The 17,230-nt window shown below is 44.1% G+C and carries 14 protein-coding genes; 1 reads left to right on the top strand and 13 read right to left on the bottom strand.

Features of this window, described 5'->3' with window-relative positions; translation table 11 throughout:
- Positions 1–143 precede the first annotated feature (143 nt).
- From B5J94_RS10750 to B5J94_RS10700, 13 genes are all read right to left on the bottom strand, one after another.
- A complete protein-coding gene (locus B5J94_RS10750) occupies positions 144–1,259 on the bottom strand; it encodes a Stealth CR1 domain-containing protein (RefSeq protein WP_062499044.1) in 1,116 nt (371 codons plus the stop codon).
- 186 nt (positions 1,260–1,445) lie between these two features.
- Positions 1,446–5,354 carry a CDP-glycerol glycerophosphotransferase family protein gene (locus B5J94_RS10745; RefSeq protein WP_062499043.1) on the bottom strand — a complete coding sequence of 1,303 codons (3,909 nt, stop codon included), beginning with the start codon at positions 5,352–5,354 and terminating at the stop codon, positions 1,446–1,448.
- 95 nt (positions 5,355–5,449) lie between these two features.
- The gene (locus B5J94_RS10740; protein WP_062499042.1) at positions 5,450–6,640 is read right to left on the bottom strand and encodes a DegT/DnrJ/EryC1/StrS family aminotransferase; all 1,191 of its coding nucleotides are present in this window, start codon (positions 6,638–6,640) and stop codon (positions 5,450–5,452) included.
- Positions 6,641–6,719: 79 nt separating this feature from the next.
- Complete coding sequence (locus B5J94_RS10735; RefSeq protein ID WP_062499041.1) at positions 6,720–8,183, bottom strand: polysaccharide biosynthesis protein; 1,464 nt, start codon at positions 8,181–8,183, stop codon at positions 6,720–6,722.
- Between the two features lie 53 nt (positions 8,184–8,236).
- A complete protein-coding gene (locus B5J94_RS15170) occupies positions 8,237–8,542 on the bottom strand; it encodes a hypothetical protein (protein WP_373280019.1) in 306 nt (101 codons plus the stop codon).
- A 63-nt stretch (positions 8,543–8,605) separates the two neighbouring features.
- The gene (locus B5J94_RS15165) at positions 8,606–8,860 is read right to left on the bottom strand and encodes a tRNA threonylcarbamoyladenosine dehydratase (protein WP_062499039.1); all 255 of its coding nucleotides are present in this window, start codon (positions 8,858–8,860) and stop codon (positions 8,606–8,608) included.
- Positions 8,838–9,065, bottom strand: a complete 228-nt coding sequence (locus tag B5J94_RS10725; protein ID WP_373280020.1) for an adenylyltransferase/cytidyltransferase family protein — start codon at positions 9,063–9,065, stop codon at positions 8,838–8,840. Before B5J94_RS10725 ends, B5J94_RS15165 begins: the two co-directional genes overlap by 23 nt.
- The gene (locus B5J94_RS15160) at positions 9,025–9,114 is read right to left on the bottom strand and encodes an adenylyltransferase/cytidyltransferase family protein (protein WP_373280018.1); all 90 of its coding nucleotides are present in this window, start codon (positions 9,112–9,114) and stop codon (positions 9,025–9,027) included. The genes B5J94_RS10725 and B5J94_RS15160 overlap by 41 nt, the downstream gene beginning before the upstream one ends.
- Positions 9,115–9,294: 180 nt before the next feature.
- Positions 9,295–10,740, bottom strand: a complete 1,446-nt coding sequence (gene lpdA, locus B5J94_RS10720; protein ID WP_062499038.1) for a dihydrolipoyl dehydrogenase — start codon at positions 10,738–10,740, stop codon at positions 9,295–9,297.
- A gap of 32 nt (positions 10,741–10,772) precedes the next feature.
- Positions 10,773–11,201: a PIN domain-containing protein gene (locus B5J94_RS10715; RefSeq protein WP_158081060.1), complete on the bottom strand. Its 429-nt coding sequence runs from the start codon at positions 11,199–11,201 to the stop codon at positions 10,773–10,775.
- Between the two features lie 3 nt (positions 11,202–11,204).
- Positions 11,205–11,435, bottom strand: coding sequence for a hypothetical protein (locus B5J94_RS10710; protein ID WP_062499036.1), 231 nt, complete (start codon positions 11,433–11,435; stop codon positions 11,205–11,207).
- A gap of 60 nt (positions 11,436–11,495) precedes the next feature.
- Positions 11,496–12,716, bottom strand: coding sequence for a 2-oxoglutarate dehydrogenase complex dihydrolipoyllysine-residue succinyltransferase (odhB, locus tag B5J94_RS10705; RefSeq protein WP_062499035.1), 1,221 nt, complete (start codon positions 12,714–12,716; stop codon positions 11,496–11,498).
- Positions 12,717–12,937: 221 nt separating this feature from the next.
- Positions 12,938–15,784 (bottom strand): 2-oxoglutarate dehydrogenase E1 component, encoded by a 2,847-nt coding sequence (locus tag B5J94_RS10700; protein ID WP_062499034.1) that lies wholly within the window; start codon positions 15,782–15,784, stop codon positions 12,938–12,940.
- Between the two features lie 498 nt (positions 15,785–16,282).
- On the opposite strand from B5J94_RS10700, the gene B5J94_RS10695 reads away from it, so the two are divergent.
- Complete coding sequence (locus B5J94_RS10695; RefSeq protein WP_062499033.1) at positions 16,283–17,137, top strand: substrate-binding periplasmic protein; 855 nt, start codon at positions 16,283–16,285, stop codon at positions 17,135–17,137.
- Positions 17,138–17,230: the final 93 nt, after the last annotated feature.

Genomic DNA, 17,230 nt, shown 5'->3' with positions numbered 1-17,230 from the left:
GCAAAACTAGGTTTTTCGTTCGCCCTGAGCCTGTCGAAGGGTGGCGGAAAACCGTTATGGTTCGACAAGCTCACCACGAACGGTTTTTCCTTGTTTTTGGGTTTTGCAGGAAGTCTATTAAAAAATAGTTAAAAAACAATCAGTTAAGCGTAATACGCATCAAGCATTTTTAGCAAGCGTTCACGATAATCTATTACAGGATTTTTTAATTCTGTATTAAAATCATTTGCACAAAATGAATGCGGCGATGCGTCCAATTTTTTTAGTCTCAAAAGCTTGTCATAGCAAGTCAATGCCTTTCTGGAACGAATATTAAAATAATAACACACATCAAGGCGTTCGGTGGCAAGGCGTTGATAATATGCCAGCCAAGGCACCAAACAGGTCGCCATATTCAGGTCATTATTGCTGCGAAAACGATTGGGCAAAAACGCCTTAATCTGTTCGCCATACAGTTGCCACGCATACTCATAGACCGATTTTTTTAGGGGATAATAAGTATGCACCAAAGCATTGGTAATTGTGTGCGGATACTGCTTCGCCAGCAAATTTAGGCTTTTATTGGTGGCAAGCAAAGTTGGTGTTCTTACCCCACGTGCCTGCATTTCGGACAGCACTTTGGACGAGATAAAGATTGATGCCAAGCCATTTGCCGAAAAAAAATGCTCTTTTGGTAAGTCTTTTGCCACAAAGACATCATCATTAAAATAAATAAAATTCTCAGACAGATTGGGAATTTTGTGCAAAAACGCCTCAATCACGTGCGAGTTAAAAGTTGGCAAATATTTTTCATCAATAATCTGCCGATGATCAATAACGGTTACCTGCTCAAATTCATCAATCCACGCTGGTGTTTGATTATCCGTAACAATATAAATATGACGCACCCACGCCAAATGACGCTTAACCGCCTTGACCGCATAATACAGCTCATTATGATTGTCAAAACGGGCAATATCGGTAGCAAATTGCCCAACAATACTCTCATCAACCAATGCCTTATGCTGATGGTATCTGGCTTGCCAAGCAGGGTCGGTATTATCCACCCAAGTAAACACCACATCAACTGGCGTATCTTTGGCGTTCAAGACATTATTTACCCCAGAATAGGCGATAAAAGCCGACTCGGTCGCCTCATCAACCCCAAGCTCGGTATGGGTAAGCGGATAACGCTTGTTAAAATAATCCCGAAAAAAAATCGGGGGATTATTGATGAGTTTTTTGGTTTTGCATTTGTAGCGGTCAATAAATTTTTTCATTTAAATCACCATTTATTCGGCTGATACACAAATACTATCCTTAAAAAAACAATACAAAACAGCGTGGTTAAAAACCCAAAATGCACACTCTTAGTCCAATTTAATCTTAACCATACTTGCTAATAATAAAATCTATCCACCAATCTTAGTAGATAGATTTTATCCAATCATCAATCCTTTGGCAAATTATGCCAAAGGATTGATGGCTTCATAATTTTTGACCATAAAGTCAAATTTACTCGCCACTTCTGCTGACTTGGCAGGATAAATTGCCAATAGTCTTTGGTAACAGCTTTTTGCCAGTTTAAGATCCGCTTTTGCAAATGCCAGCTCCATTACAAGTAGCCAGTATTCATAAGAGCTTTCATAGGTTGGCATTACAATCTCTGCATACGCCTCATCAATCAAGCCCAAGCGGTATTTCACCAGCACCACTTCATAAACTAAGGTCGCACGGCTTGCCTGATCTAGGGCTTCATACGCTGCCAAGAAGGCTTGGTAATCCGCCACTTGGAATAAGTGTTTTGTCCACGCTGTCTGCAAGGTCTGATTGTTAGCATAAGTCGCCAATGCCTCTGGCATTAACTTCGCCAGTTCATTGTGCTTGCCTGCTGTTAATAGTGCCTGTACATATCGCTCAAAATCCGCCAATGCCAAACGCTCAATCTCGCCAAATACCGCTTGCTCGTATTGTGAGATGACTTTGGTTGTGTTATTTCTAGCAGCTGCCAAGCGTGCAATTTCCAAACGGCATTGCGGTTCATTGCGTGAATGCTTTTCATAATTGCCCAATTGCTCATTTGCCAAATCATACGCTTCTAGTTGGCGATATGCTTGTGCCAAAATCAACTCAAAACGATACTCTACCAAAAGCTGCTGTGAACTAATGCTCGGTATGTCCGTTTGTTCGTCCTGCTCATCTTGTGCCACTTCATCAGCAAAGGCTAACAGCTCGTCCAACTTGTTCTCGCCAAGCAGCTCAATGACCGCTTGCCAGTCCTGATTTGCCAATGCAATCAAGGCTTGGGTGTAGGCTTCTTCGTATTCCGCGTCTTGTGGCAGTTTTGCTACTGCTTTTTCGGTGGATTGTACTTGTCCTAGAGCGGCATAACTGTGTGCCAACATTCTTTGTTGTCTTTCGGTCAAATCAAGCCCTGACAGATGCGAAACCACCCCTTGCCAGTCCGCCATAAAATAAGCGTATTCTGCTTGCTGAGCCTTGCCAAGCACCAATGCACTCTCTTCATCATCAATCAATGCTGCAACTTCTACGTATTTGCCTTGTCTTATCAAAGCATCAAACAAAGCATTAACCAGCTCTGGATTGACGGTTTCGTCATCGGCTTTTTTCATCAAGAATCGTGCGTGTGCTTCAACCAATGCCCATTGTTCATCAGCCATCAAAGCCTGCATTGACTGATATACTTTATCAGTATCCACCACATATTCATTGCTTTCATCAAGTGCCAAAATGGCTTGGTAAACACGAGCAGAGTTTTGGTCATCACGATGAGCAAAGGTATTCTCAATGCGAGCTTGATAAACTGGCAACGGCTTGCCATCATTTGCCAATACTGCTTCTAAGTCCGCCAATAGTTTTTGTTCATCAGCCGACACCGCACCAAAGCCGTGTGTTTCGTACTCAAAATAGCCACGCTGCCATTGGGTTGCAAAAAACTCATCAAAATCAAATTGATAGTACAGTACCGTCTTGCCCAAATACCCCATTTCAAACGCCACGCTTGAATAGTCGGTAATCATCATATCCGCTGTCTGGAACAGTTTTTGGATGCTTTCATTTGGGTTGGCTTGCCAAATCTTGATATTACTTGGCAAGTTAAACTCATCCAAATAGGCTTCGGTATTTTTGTGCGGAGCAAACACCACTTCATAGCCATATTCACGAATCAGACGCTGTAACTCATCACTGGCTAAGAATGCTTGCCATTTTTGAGCGTATTCTGATTGCATAAATTCAGGATTTTTTAAGAATTTGCCTGTAGCATTGTCATATTTGCCCAGCAAATATTTGCGCCAAGTGGGCATCACTACGATACGCTTGGTATTCTCCATATTACCACGCAATAATGCATCGTGGCGTGGAAAACCTGTCAATTTAATTTCTTTATGACCATATTTATAATGGTTGTTGTCGCCTGCGATGGACTCGTGTTCGTCTTTAGTAGAAACAGTCATCAGGCTCATATACTGGATTTTTGAGTTATACCAACTATACAAGTCATTTTGGGTAACGCCGTGTGGCAAGAAAATAAAGTCTTTGGAAATTAAACCTTTGTCGCCAAAATAGTCCACGATATAATCATCAATGTGTGAGCTGATGATTTTGGCACAATTTTTTAACTCTTTTTCAAATCTGACCGAACCAAAGTCCAGCAAATTAAACCCTTCTGCTTCCAACCTTGCCCAATCGTGCGAAGTCTTACGCAAAGCAAAATAAATCGGCTGCTCTGGGTGATTGTTCATTACATAACGATAAAAATGCTCAGCATTGTCGTCCGCTTGCACATCTCTATCCATAATAATCCAAGCATTGTTCATATTTGGATACTTGTACTGTGCCTGATAATACTTACGAATGTCTTGAGCTAGTAATGGCGTTCTGATGTGCTTGCCTGCAAAGCCAATTTTGGTCGGGTGACCATCAACTTCTAAGCGGATATTTCCAGTTTTTGACAATGGCACCCAGTAGCGATACTCATAAACAAAGGCTTTGTCCAAAAAGCTATGACGCAAAATTTTCTTTTGGGTTGGCTCAATCACCACACCATTATCATAGAACACCGCCACGCTGTCTTTTGGTGCAAAATAGTACAACAAAATCTCATCTTTGGTCGCATCGTACTTTTCAGCATAGGCGATTTTCAGGTCTGGGCGTAGTGCTTGATTCTTATAAAGATTTAGCATACCCGCTTTTTCAAACATCCAAGTACCTGCCAAACTAAAAGCATCAATGGCATCTTCATCAATGTACTCAAACATCTGTCTTAACAACGACAAGTACTCATCTTTTTGTTCTTGAGTCAAAAAGTCCAATGCGTTGTTTTGATTGACAATGCCCTTGATTTGCCAAATGTGGTAATACATTGCCGATGTTTGGATAAATCGTGGGACATAACCAACCGACTGATGATATGCCTGCAAAGTCGCCAAACAACCATAACGCAGCACTTCATCATAACCAGATGGTTTTACCCAACCTGTGTCTAGCGTACTGGTGCCATCTGCTCTTTTGCGGTAGTAGTACTTAGCATCTTTAACAAAGGCGATTCTGCCCTGTTTTTTGTACAATGCTAAGGCATAATTCATCATAAAAGTCGCATCTTCAAATGATGGCTTAATGCGTGTGTCAAATCGCAAACCATTTTCTTGAATGATTTTGGTGTTCAAAATCGCAAGACTGACCGACAGCTGAATGTATTGGTTTTGGTCTCTAACATCAAAACAAGTAATTTTTTGCTTAAATTTATAATTTTGTGGATGGTCGTCTTTATACTGCTTGCTTTGCTCATAGTAATAAATCAAATTACAAGAAACCATCCATAAGTCTTGCTCTTCAACTAAGGCTTGGTCAATGTTTTTGAAATAATCAATATCCACAAAGTCATCAGGATCAATAAAAGTACACCACTCGGTCTGAATATAATCCAAACCATAATCTCGTGCCGACGCTTGACCGCCGTTTTCTTTGTAATAGTAGCGAATGTTGTTTGGGAATTTTTTCTGCCATTTTTTGATGATTTTGGCAGAGTCATCGGTTGAACCATCATCAACCAGCACTAGATGAATGTGTTTTTTGAAGTCCAGCGTCTGATTGGTCAATGATGTAAAATATTCGTCCAAATATTTTTCAACATTATAGACGGCTGACACCACCGTAAACTGATTTTGACCTTCGTATTTGACAGGGACTTTTGAGATCAACTGCTTGCTTCTTTTGGCATACATATCCTTAAAGAATAGCTGCGGGTCTCGTTGTAGTTTTTTGGCTTTTTTTACCAAAGAATCTTTATTTTTGATGGCTTTTTGTAGGGTTTTTTCTACATCGTTGCGGTTTAATTTATCAAACAAACTCATAGTCTTACCAGTTTTTTGTTAAGGCGTATCAAGTAATACGCCGTTTTTAAGGTGGTGTACCACAAGTCGTGGCGCGCCAAATAATACATACAGCGTTACTCTTCGCTAGCGAATTGTCCGTTCAGCACTTTTTTGATGGCATCAATCACATAGGCTTGATCGTCTGCCGTCATCTTAGTAAATAGAGGAATAGACACTTCATTTTGGTACAAAGATTCTGCCACAGGGAATTGCTCTGGCGTCAAATTGTACATATCACGCCAAATTGGGTGGCGATGCAATGGGATAAAATGCACCGAACAACCGATACCAAATTTTGACATCTGCAAAATAAAGTCTTCACGACTAATGCCTGACTCATCGGCCAATTGAATCGGATACAGATGCCAAGCATGTTGATGACCTTGACTCTTGTCCTCATAAAATGGCAAATTAATTGGCAAGTCTTTGAGTTCCTGATGATACACTTCAGCAAGTGCCTCACGCTTTTGTTGGAATTCATCAATGCGTTGCAACTGCACCAAACCAATGGCGGAACAAATATCTGGCAGATTGTATTTAAAACCTGGCTCAATCACTTCATAGAACCACGCAGGGGTTTTTGACTGATAGCGATCAAAAGCATCACGACTGATGCCGTGCAGACGCATCACTTTGGCACGCTTGATGATTTCTGGATTTCTTGAAACCAGCATACCGCCCTCGCCCGTGGTCATTGTCTTATTGGCATAAAAGCTAAATACTGTAACATCGCTGTCCAATGTACCCACCAGTTTGCCTTTGTACTTGGTTGGGAAAGCGTGGGCAGCATCTTCAATGACTTTTAGATTGTACTTTTTGGCGATTGCCAAAATGCTGTCCATATCAGCCGTTAGACCTGCAAAATGTACGGGCACGATGGCTTTGGTTTTTGGCGTGATGGCAGCCTCAATCAACTCTGGATCAATGCAATAAGTTACAGGGTCAGCATCCACAAAAATCGGATCAGCTCCCAAATAACGCACCACTTCTGCTGTTGCTGTAAAAGTATAAGTTGGAACGATGACCTCATCGCCCGCCTTGACACCTGCCGCCTCTAATGCCAAATGCAGTCCAGAAGTCGCCGAATTGATCGCAATCGCCTCCAAACTGTCATCGCCCAAATAACTGACAAAATCTTGCTCAAATTGCTTAGTTTTTGGTCCTGTGGTTACCCAACCAGAACGCAAAGTTTGTACCACTTCTTCAATCTCTCGCTCGGTAATGTCTGGCAAAGAAAACGGTAAAAAACGCTGATTTTGACTCATATCATACTAACCTTATTTAGTCTTGGTGCATCTACTATTATGCCCCAAATTATCTGAAAAAAATTTATTGGATTGAACATCAATAGCTTTTTGCTAAATCGCTCTTTTTGTAGCCTTCAACAAAATAAACCAACTGCTCAATCAGCCAAGCCACATCATTATTGGCGTACGCTGACATAATGCCTTGTTTTAGATTGTCCAGCTCCTCTAACGAAAACTGGCGTTCGTGTGCCTTGATGATTCTTGGGTGCTGGGTTTGTTCCAGATTATCGCCTGCAATCAACAGCTCCTCATAGAGTTTCTCGCCAGGTCTTAGTCCTGTATAGACAATCTCAATGCCTAATGGGTTTTTGTCGCTTTTTGGTTGCAAACCGCTTAGCTTAATCATTCTTAGTGCCAAATCCCGAATTTTGACAGGATTGCCCATATCCAACAAGAACACATCGCCGCCTGCTGCCATTGCACCTGCCTGAATCACCAGCTGCGACGCCTCTGGAATGGTCATAAAGTATCGGGTAATATCAGGGTGGGTAACAGTAATTGGACCGCCCTCTTGGATTTGTTTGGTAAATAGCGGAATCACCGAGCCTGACGACCCTAGCACATTACCAAATCGCACCATAGAGATGGTTGTTTTTGATTGGGCGGTTGCCATCGCTTGACAAATCAGCTCAGACAATCGCTTGCTACAGCCCATCACATTGGTTGGACGAACTGCCTTGTCGGTAGAAATCAGCACAAAAGTATGCACGCTATTTGCCACCGCCAATTTGACGCAATTTAATGTTCCAATAAAATTATTAATCACACCCACAAATGGGTTTTTTTCTACCATTGGTACGTGCTTATAGGCGGCAGCGTGATAGACGGTATCTACTTGATATTGACTAAAAATTTGTTGTAATTTAGTTTCGTCAAGCACGCTACCAATCATCGCTGTTACTGGCACATCTGATAAGACCAACAACTCACTTTCAATATTGTATAACGCATACTCTGACACCTCTAAGATAATCAGGTGCTTGGGATTTAATTGTACAATCTGACGAGCCAGCTCACTGCCGATAGAACCACCACCGCCAGTAACCAATACTGTCTTGCCTGTGATATTTTTGCTCAACAAATCGCCCATCGGCTTGACGCTTGGACGATCAAGCAAATATTCTGGAGAAATTAGTGAAGTCTGAGCAGTACTAGCACGACCCAATAAAATATCGGTCAAATTTGGCAAAGTCAAAATCTGTACTTCAAACCGATCTAACAGCCCATAAATTTCGTATTTTCGAGCCTCTGGCAATGAAGGGATTGCCACAATAATCATTGATGCCTGATGCGTCTGCAACAACTCACCGATGCACTCTGGGTGATGCACCATCACGCCCATCACCTCTTGCCCGTGTAAGCTTGGGTCATCATCAATAAAACCCACCACCAAGTATTCACCCTTGTTGCGTAAGTGCTGCAAAAGCTCTTGACCACCAACACCTGCACCATAAATTAGAGTGTTTGCTTTAAATTCTGCCCATTTCACAAAATTGTTCATATAATGCTCTGCCACAACAAAACTTGTTACCCAATCAATCCATCACGATAAACTCAACCACCACTTCCAATCACAAGCCCTACCACCACCATCGCCATTCCACAAGTCATCGCCACCGATGAACCATAACCCCCACAATGTAGCCCACTTTCGCATGCTTTGACGGTTTTGGGTGGTTCGGTTGAATACACACAGGTAATCCCAAACTTCTCTTTTAACGCACGGTTAATACCTTTTTCACGCAATTTGGTGCGTAATTTGGCAAGTAGAGAGTCTTGATAGACTTCTTTTAAGTCGCCTACGGTAATTTTGGTAGGGTCAATTTTGGCATTCATATCGTCCGTACAGTCCAATACCACGATTTTTTGCCTTGTGCTTTTAGAGTGTTTGCCATTTCACGACTGGGCAAAATCTTTGCCACATTATCGACAGTCAAAAAAATCATCAATCGCATTCACCACCACATCAGGGTTAATGTCGTGCAGTCTTTGTGCTACAACCAAAACCTTACTCTCGCCAAGCGTTGAACTTAGGGCAGGCAATTGACGGTTAATATTGCTCTCGGCAATCACATCCATATCCACAAGGGTAATTTGCCCAACGCCAGACCGACCAAGCCCTTCGGCAACCCACGAGACAACACCCCCACCCCAATCACAAAAGCGTGCAAATGACATGATTCTTGACATCAACAATCTTTTGTTCCCAGCCGCTCTCAGGAATGACTTCGTCAACATAGCGTATCGCCTTGACAATATGAGCACGCTCTTCATAAGAATAAGCACACACCTTACCCTTGCCCAAATTAAACTCATCAGTAGAGATTGCCACGACCAAATAATCACCAAGCCCTCTCGCTCGCTCGCTCAAGCAAACGAATATGACCATGGTGCAGCAAATCAAAAGTGCCGTAAGTAATGACTTTTGTCATGTCATCGCCTTAATAACTAAATAACCAACCCAATCACAATAAATTATACAAGAGCAGCCATTTGGATTCAAAGAAATTGCCACCAAAGTAACAATTCTTTACCCATTTGTGTTTACATCTGCATAATTTAACAAACCACCCCAAATCGAAAATATTTGGGGTGTCAAAACCACTATGCAATCAACGCTTCTTTCTTTGAATCGCGTGAATCGCACGACCGTCCGCAGACAGCGCCGCCTCATGCACCGCTTCTGATACGGTTGGGTGAGCGAATGTCATCAGTTGTAGGTCTTCTACACTTGACACAAATTCAAGGGCAATCATGCCTTGGTGGACGATGTCGCCAGCACCCACGCCTACCATGTGTAAGCCTAGCAAGCGGTCAGTCTTGGCATCAGCCACAACCTTAATCACGCCCACGCCCTCACCTTGTGCTAAGGCACGACCGTTGGCAGATAGGTTGAATGAACCCGTTTTGACTTCATATCCACGGGCACGTGCCTGCTCTTCGGTCAAGCCCACCCACGCAATCTCAGGGTGCGTATAAATCACGCTGATGATGGTGTCGTAGTTTACCTGAGCTTTTTCGCCATGAATGCGTTCTACCGCCATCATGCCTTCTTCCATCGCTTTGTGGGCAAGCATCGGGCCACGCACCAAGTCGCCAATGGCATACACGCCATCTAGGTTGGTTTTGCATTGGTCATCTACCGCCACAAGTCCACGCTCAGTCAGCCCAATGCCACAGCCGTCCGCAAGCAAGCCTTCACTGTACGCACGGCGACCCACGCACACGATAAGTTTGTCAAAGGTTTCGGTTTTGGTTTCGCCTTTGACATCCGTGGTTACAACCACTTCGCCACCCACCACTTCAGCACCTGTCACTTTGGTATCCACACGAATGTCAAGACCTTGTTTTTTAAGCAGTTTGCCTGCTTCTTTGGCAATGTCTTTGTCGGCAACTGCCAAAAACTCTGGCATGGCTTCATACACTACCACTTCTGAGCCTAGGCGACGCCATACCGAGCCAAGCTCCAATCCAATCACGCCCGCACCAATCACGCCAAGACGTTTTGGGGCTTCCTTAAATTCTAAGGCACCAGTGCTGTCTACGATAAATTCGCTGTCAGTTTTGGCAACGGGGATTTCAATTGGCACAGAACCTGCCGCCAAAATCACATATTTGGCAGTAATGGTGGTCTCGGTGCCGTCATGAGCGGTAAATTTAACTTGCTTTTCGGCTGATTTACCGTCAAGCAAGGTACCCACGCCTTGTAGCCAGTCCACGCCATTGCCTTTTAATAGACCTGCCACACCTGCGGTCAAACCCTTGACAACGCTGTCTTTGCGTTCTAGCATTTTTGATACGTCAATCGCCACATCGCCTGTCGTGATACCGTGTTCGGCAAGCTCATGGCGGGTTGCTTCGTAGCGGTGTGAGCTGTCAAGCAAGGCTTTTGACGGGATACAGCCCACGTTTAGGCAAGTACCGCCAAGGGCAGGTTCGCCTTTATGAATGCGTTTTTCGATACAAGCGGTGCTAAAGCCAAGCTGGCCTGCACGAATGGCAGCTTCATAGCCACCAGGCCCGCCACCGATAACCACTAAATCATATGAATTTTTCATAGTTATTACCTATATTTTTAAAGGATAAATTGTTAAGATTGGTTTGTTTTTGGCTTAAAAAGCAATACCAATTGCTTGATGTCATGAGCAATCGCCTGATACTCAGGGTCTTTATGCACCAAAATTGCACCCAAATGCTTGGCTGTACCTGCAATACACGCATCAGCAAACGACATTTTGGCGGTAGATTTATAAATGGCAGACTGTTCAATCAATGCCTGATTAAAATCCACCACTATTATTGGCATATCATAAAGCTCATTCATCTTTTTGTCCACAAATGCGTGTTCATGATGTTGGCGAATGAGTCGATACCGAAATTCCACCATGCTAATGGCACTCACAAAAATCGTGATACGCTCATGGATTGCCAAGTGTAGTAGCTCGGCAACTGTATCCGCCCCTTCTTCATTATCAAATAACGTCAAAATGGCAGATGTATCAAAGACATACGATTTCACCACCTATACTCGCTTGTCTTGCTGTCGGTCAAGAAGCAGCTCATCAACACCACCGCCCATGCCCGACCCACGAAATGCGTTAATGGCGTTGAGCATTTGCTGTTTACGCAGTGCGTGATACAACTCGCTGGCACTCTCATCAAACGACAACGTTACTTTTTTGTCCGTCAAAAGCGGATTGGTTTGGCAAAATCGTTTGATTTCATCAAAATTCATGTGTAATTGCATTGTCATTGTTAAGCCTTTTAATTGATACAAAGACGGATCAGATTTCCAATCCGTCTTTTTGACAAATTACAAATCCAAAATCAGACGTGCTGGATCTTCAATAAGCTCTTTAATCGTTACCAAGAATTGCACCGCATCTTTACCGTCAATCAAACGGTGGTCATAAGACAGAGCCAGATACATCATCGGTAGGATAACCACTTGACCGTTTACCGCCATAGGACGCTCGTTAATGGCGTGCATACCTAGGATGGCAGTTTGTGGCGGGTTGATGATTGGGGTAGATAGGAGCGAACCGAACACACCACCATTAGTAATGGTGAATGTACCGCCAGTCATCTCTTCAATTGATAGCTTGCCTTCACGGGCTTTGGTGGCATAATCACGGATACCGCCTTCGATGTCGGCAAGACCCATGCTGTCGGTATCACGAAGTACAGGCACAACCAAACCACGGTCGCTTGACACCGCCACGCCCACGTCATAATAGCCGTGATACACAATGTCATCACCGTCAATAGAGGCATTGACCGCAGGGAAACGCTTCAACGCTTCGGTGGCTGCTTTTACAAATAGCGACATAAAGCCCAATTTTACGCCATGACGTTTTTCAAATTGGTCTTTGTATTTGGCACGCAAGTCCATCAGTGGCTTCATGTTCACTTCATTGAAAGTAGTAAGCATGGCGGTTTCTTGGGTGGCAGACAATAGACGCTCGGCGATACGCTTACGCAGACGAGTCATTGGCTCACGTTTTTCAATACGCTGACCGATAGCAGTAGCGATAACTTGACCGTTGTCGCCTTTTAGGGTGGGGTTAACCATGTCTGATTTGGTAACACGACCGCCACGACCTGAACCTTGTACGTCTGCTGGGTTTACGCCTGTTTCTTTGGCAGCTTTACGCACGGCAGGGCTTTGGTCTTTAAAGTCGCCTTCTGCTTCGGCTTTTGGCTGTACAGGGGCGGCAACGCTGGCTGGGTCAATGGTGGTGCCTTTGTTGGCTTCGTCTTTGGATAGCTCTTCGCTCTCAGCTTTTGGTGCGGCAGTTGCACCTGCTTCAAAAGTGGCAATCACTTCGGCAGACAATACGGTGCTGTCCACGCCTTTGGCAATGCTACTAATCACGCCATCGTCAGGGGCAACCACTTCTAGCACAACTTTGTCGGTCTCAATCTCGGCAAGCAGTTGGTCACGAGATACTTGCTCACCTTCGGCAACGTGCCATTCTACGATGGTGCCGTCTTGTACCGATTCTGGAAATACGGGGGCTTTAATGTCAGCCATGATAAACTCCAAGTTTACTTAAATTTAAAAAATAGGGTATTGTTAATTAACCATACCTTTGGGTAAATTTGTAGGGGCAAATGACATTTGCCCTTTGACAAAGTGTTGATTTTTGGGCGAATATGATTCGCCCCTACACGTCCAAATTTTTAAAATGTACCTTTAATTGAACAATGCCAAAAATAGAAATAAGCACACAAGTCGCCCTGCGTGCTGTCAAATTACAACTGTTCCACGCTCACGTTCAACGCCTGTGCAATCAAGGCTTTTTGTTGGGCGGCATGGATTTTTGGCGAACCTGTTGCAGGGGCTGCCGCCGCAGGACGACCTGATGCAGGGAGCAGTTTGGCTTTGCCTTCTGTCAAGCGGTGTAGCTCTGGCAGTAGATAGTACCACGCACCTTGGTTGAGTGGCTCTTCTTGCGTCCAGACGATTTCGCTAAGATTTGGGTATTTGGCAAGCTCCGCCAAAATACGCTCTTCTGGTAGTGGGTAGAGCTGTTCAATACGCACGATGGCGATATGGTCAAGCCCGAGCTTACGGCGAGCTTCAAGCAGTTCATAATACACTTTACCACCACACAGTACCACACGAGTTACCTTGCTGTTGTCAATGCTGTCAATCTCAGGCAATACTGTCTCAAATTTGCCATTTGACAAGTCATCAAGCGTTGATGTGGCCAGCGGATGACGAAGTAGCGATTTGGGCGACATGACGATAAGTGGCTTACGAGCTTTTTGCACCACTTGACGGCGTAGAGCGTGGAAAATCTGAGCAGGGGTCGTTGGGGTGATGACCTGCATATTATCCTCAGCACATAGCTGTAAGAAACGCTCCAAACGAGCTGATGAATGCTCAGGACCTTGCCCCTCAAAGCCGTGTGGCAGTAGCATAACAAGACCTGATAGGCGTTGCCATTTGGTTTCGCCACTTGCAATAAACTGATCAATCACCACCTGAGCTCCGTTGGCAAAGTCGCCAAACTGAGCCTCCCAAATGATAAGGGCATTTGGCACGGTGGTAGAATAGCCGTATTCAAAGGCAAGTACCGCTTCTTCTGATAGTAGTGAGTTATAGGTGGCAAAACGGGCTTGCCCCTCACGAATGTGCTGTAATGGGATATATAGGCTAGCGTCTTTTTGGCTGTAAAGCTCGCTATGACGGTGCGAGAATGTCCCACGACCCACGTCCTCGCCTGTGATACGCACAAGCGAACCCTCATCCACAAGCGACGCGTATGCCAATGTCTCGGCAGCACCCCAGTTCATGGGTTCTTGTCCTGTTTGCATGGCAAGACGTTGTTCTAGCACTTTGGCAACTTGACGTTGCAATTCAAAGCCTTCTGGCACTTTTGCCATGGCTTGTGCGTAGGATTTGAGCTTTTCAACAGGCACGCCTGTTTGAACATCATCGGTCAAGCCATGACCCACATAAGGCGACCAATCTACAAACAGGCTGGCATCAGGCTCTTTGGCAAGTCCGTGAGCCACATCCTCGCCATTATCTAGGGCGATACGATAGGCATCATCAATCTCATTTGCTTGATCGGCAATTAGCACACCCTCGGCAGCCAATTTTTGAGCGTATTGGGTGCGAGTGGTGGGCAGTTTTTTAATGACTTGATACATAAGTGGCTGGGTTGCTGATGGCTCATCCGATTCGTTGTGTCCATTGCGACGATAACAAACAATATCAAGCACAACATCACGACCGAACTCTTTTCTATAATCTAGCACAAGCTGACTGGCAAACACGACCGCCTCTGGGTCATCACCATTGACATGCAAGATGGGAGCATGTACCATTTTGGCAACGTCCGTGCAGTACTCGGTAGAGCGTGCATCATCAGGGCGAGATGTGGTAAAGCCTACTTGGTTGTTGATGACGATATGTACCGTACCGCCTGTTTTGTAAGCACGGGTTTGCGACATCTGGAAGGTCTCTTGGTTGACGCCTTGACCTGCAAAGGCGGCATCGCCATGCACCACGATGGGCAGTACCGTGCTGTTGTCAATGTCATAACCATAAGCCTCGCTACGGCGGGCTTGACGAGCACGCACCGAGCCTAGCATGACAGGAGAGACGATTTCTAAGTGAGACGGGTTAAATGCCAAGGCAAGGTGCATCTCTCCGCCTTTGGTGATGACGTTTGAGCTAAACCCATTGTGGTATTTCACATCGCCCGAACCGACTGTTGGCTGAACTTTACCATCAAATTCATCAAACAGGGCAGATGGGTTTTTACCCATGATATTGACAAGTAGGTTCAAACGACCACGGTGAGCCATGCCGATGACGACTTCTTTGGTGCCATAGGTTCCCACACGCTGAATCATCTCATGCACCGCAGGAATGAAGCTCTCGCCCCCCTCTAGACCAAAACGCTTAACGCCTGTATATTTACGAGCCAGGTATTTTTCTAGACCCTCGGCAGCAGTCAAGCGGTCAAGGATTTCTAATTTTTTGTCTTTATCAAATCTGATAAAGCCTTGATTTTGCTCAATATATTTTTCAATCCACTTTTTCTCGGTGGCGGTAAAGACATGCATGTATTCATAGCCAATGCTACCGCAATAGATACGCTCACAAATCTCAATAATCTCACGCAGTGTCGCTGACTCTTTGCCGATGTGCATGAGTGTGGTTGGGAAAGTCGTGTCAAGGTCAGCCTCGGACAGACCATGATAAGCCAAGGTCAAATCCTCAATGCCATCACGCTTTTGTAGTCCCAAGGGGTCAATCTTAGCGATACGATGTCCACGACGACGATAGGCACTGATAAGTTGTTGCACTGCCATCTGTTTGGGGTCGCAGTCGCCTGTCCCAACGGTCTGCACAGTGGGGCGAGCGTTGGTTTGGTTGCGGGCTAGGAGCAAGAACTGCTCTTTGATGGCATTGTGCGGGGCATCGCCTGCTTGCTCATAATCGGCAAAGTATTTTTGCCACTCGATGCTCACGCTTGCCTTATCCGCCAAATAGTCCTCGTACAACGCCTCAATGTACGCTGCACCATCTGCGGTGAGTTCGGTGCTGTGATAAGCCACCGTATCTTTGCTACTTTTTGTCATAATATTCGCCATATTATTTTTAAGGAAAATTTTGATACATTGTTGCATTAGGTCAGCGAATGATGAGCATGGCAAAACCGTCTGTCGGCAAAATCATCCCGCTCACTCTAAAATCTATCCATGAATCCGTCCCAAATTAAGCCAAAGACAGTTTCATCAAATAAATACTGTATAGTTTACGCCATTTGGCAAAATATAACAAGTTGCAATGGTTTTAAAAATGTGAATGGGGCTTAATTTTTGGTAAAAATTGCTGATTTTTTGGCACATTAAATGATTTTTTAATTTTTAGACAAATCATGTTTAAAAATTCTAATTAAACTTTTAAATATTGACTTTATGTCATGTTTATCTATAATAAGCAGTACAAACTGTGTTGATTGGTACTTAATACTTTATATTTTTAAATGATAATTGTTTAATACAATATTTTTTATTAATTCACCATTCATCTAATCTACCATTTATCCATCCAACCGCTTAATATTTGGAACACTTATGAATTTTTTAAACACTACCGCTTTTAAACCCAGCCTACTTTTGGCGATGAGTCTTAGTTTATTTGCCTGTGGTGGGGACAAACCTAATAACTCCAATGCTCCATCAACAGAATCTACAACCACCACTACCACCGAAACAACCGCCACTGTCAATAACCCCAATACCAAAACATTGACCGTGGCAGTAACCTCAGCTTTTGCTCCTTTTACCTTTTCTGATGAAAAAGGCTCGCTCACAGGTTTTGATATTGACCTATTAGATGCCATCGCCCAAAACAAGGGGTTAAACCTTCAATACAAACCCACATCTTTTGATGGCATTTTCACCGAGATTGATGCTGGCACAAGTGATATTGCCGCCTCTGGGATATTCTATCAAGAAGAACGTGCCTCCAAATATGGGGTAACCAAACCCTACCACAACACTCAGCCTGTTTATTTTTATCGTGCTGATAACGCCAAACTTGCCAATACCTACCCAACCACTAAGTCAGATTTAAATGCACACACATTAAATATCGCCACCGTCAGTGATGGCGACGTTGAGGGTCTGGGCAATCAACACAACATTAACAAGGTACAATCTGAGTTTTTGGGCTTTCAAGGTGTCTTACAGGGCAAATACGATGTCGCTTTCTCTGATACAGGGGTATTAAACCACATCATCAAAAACAACCTACAAGGCAAAGAATCCCTATTAAAAATCGTCCCTTATCAAGACAAAATAGGCTTTATCTTTGTGATAGATAAAGAAAATACTCAACTGCTTAACACCCTAAACGAAGGCATTGACGAGCTGGCTCAAAGCGGTGAGTTAAAACGGCTAGAAGAAAAATACGGCTTGGTAAAATAACCTACCCCGCCCACAAAATAAGCAACATAAGACATCATGCGTGCCTTATTTTTTGTCAAATAAAAACCCCACCAAATGAACCGACCCCCAAAT

It is taken from the genome of Moraxella lacunata, assembly GCF_002027545.1.
Classification (GTDB): domain Bacteria; phylum Pseudomonadota; class Gammaproteobacteria; order Pseudomonadales; family Moraxellaceae; genus Moraxella; species Moraxella lacunata.
The sequence above is the reverse complement of the archived record's forward strand: the minus strand, read 5'-3'. Positions and strand labels throughout refer to the sequence as shown.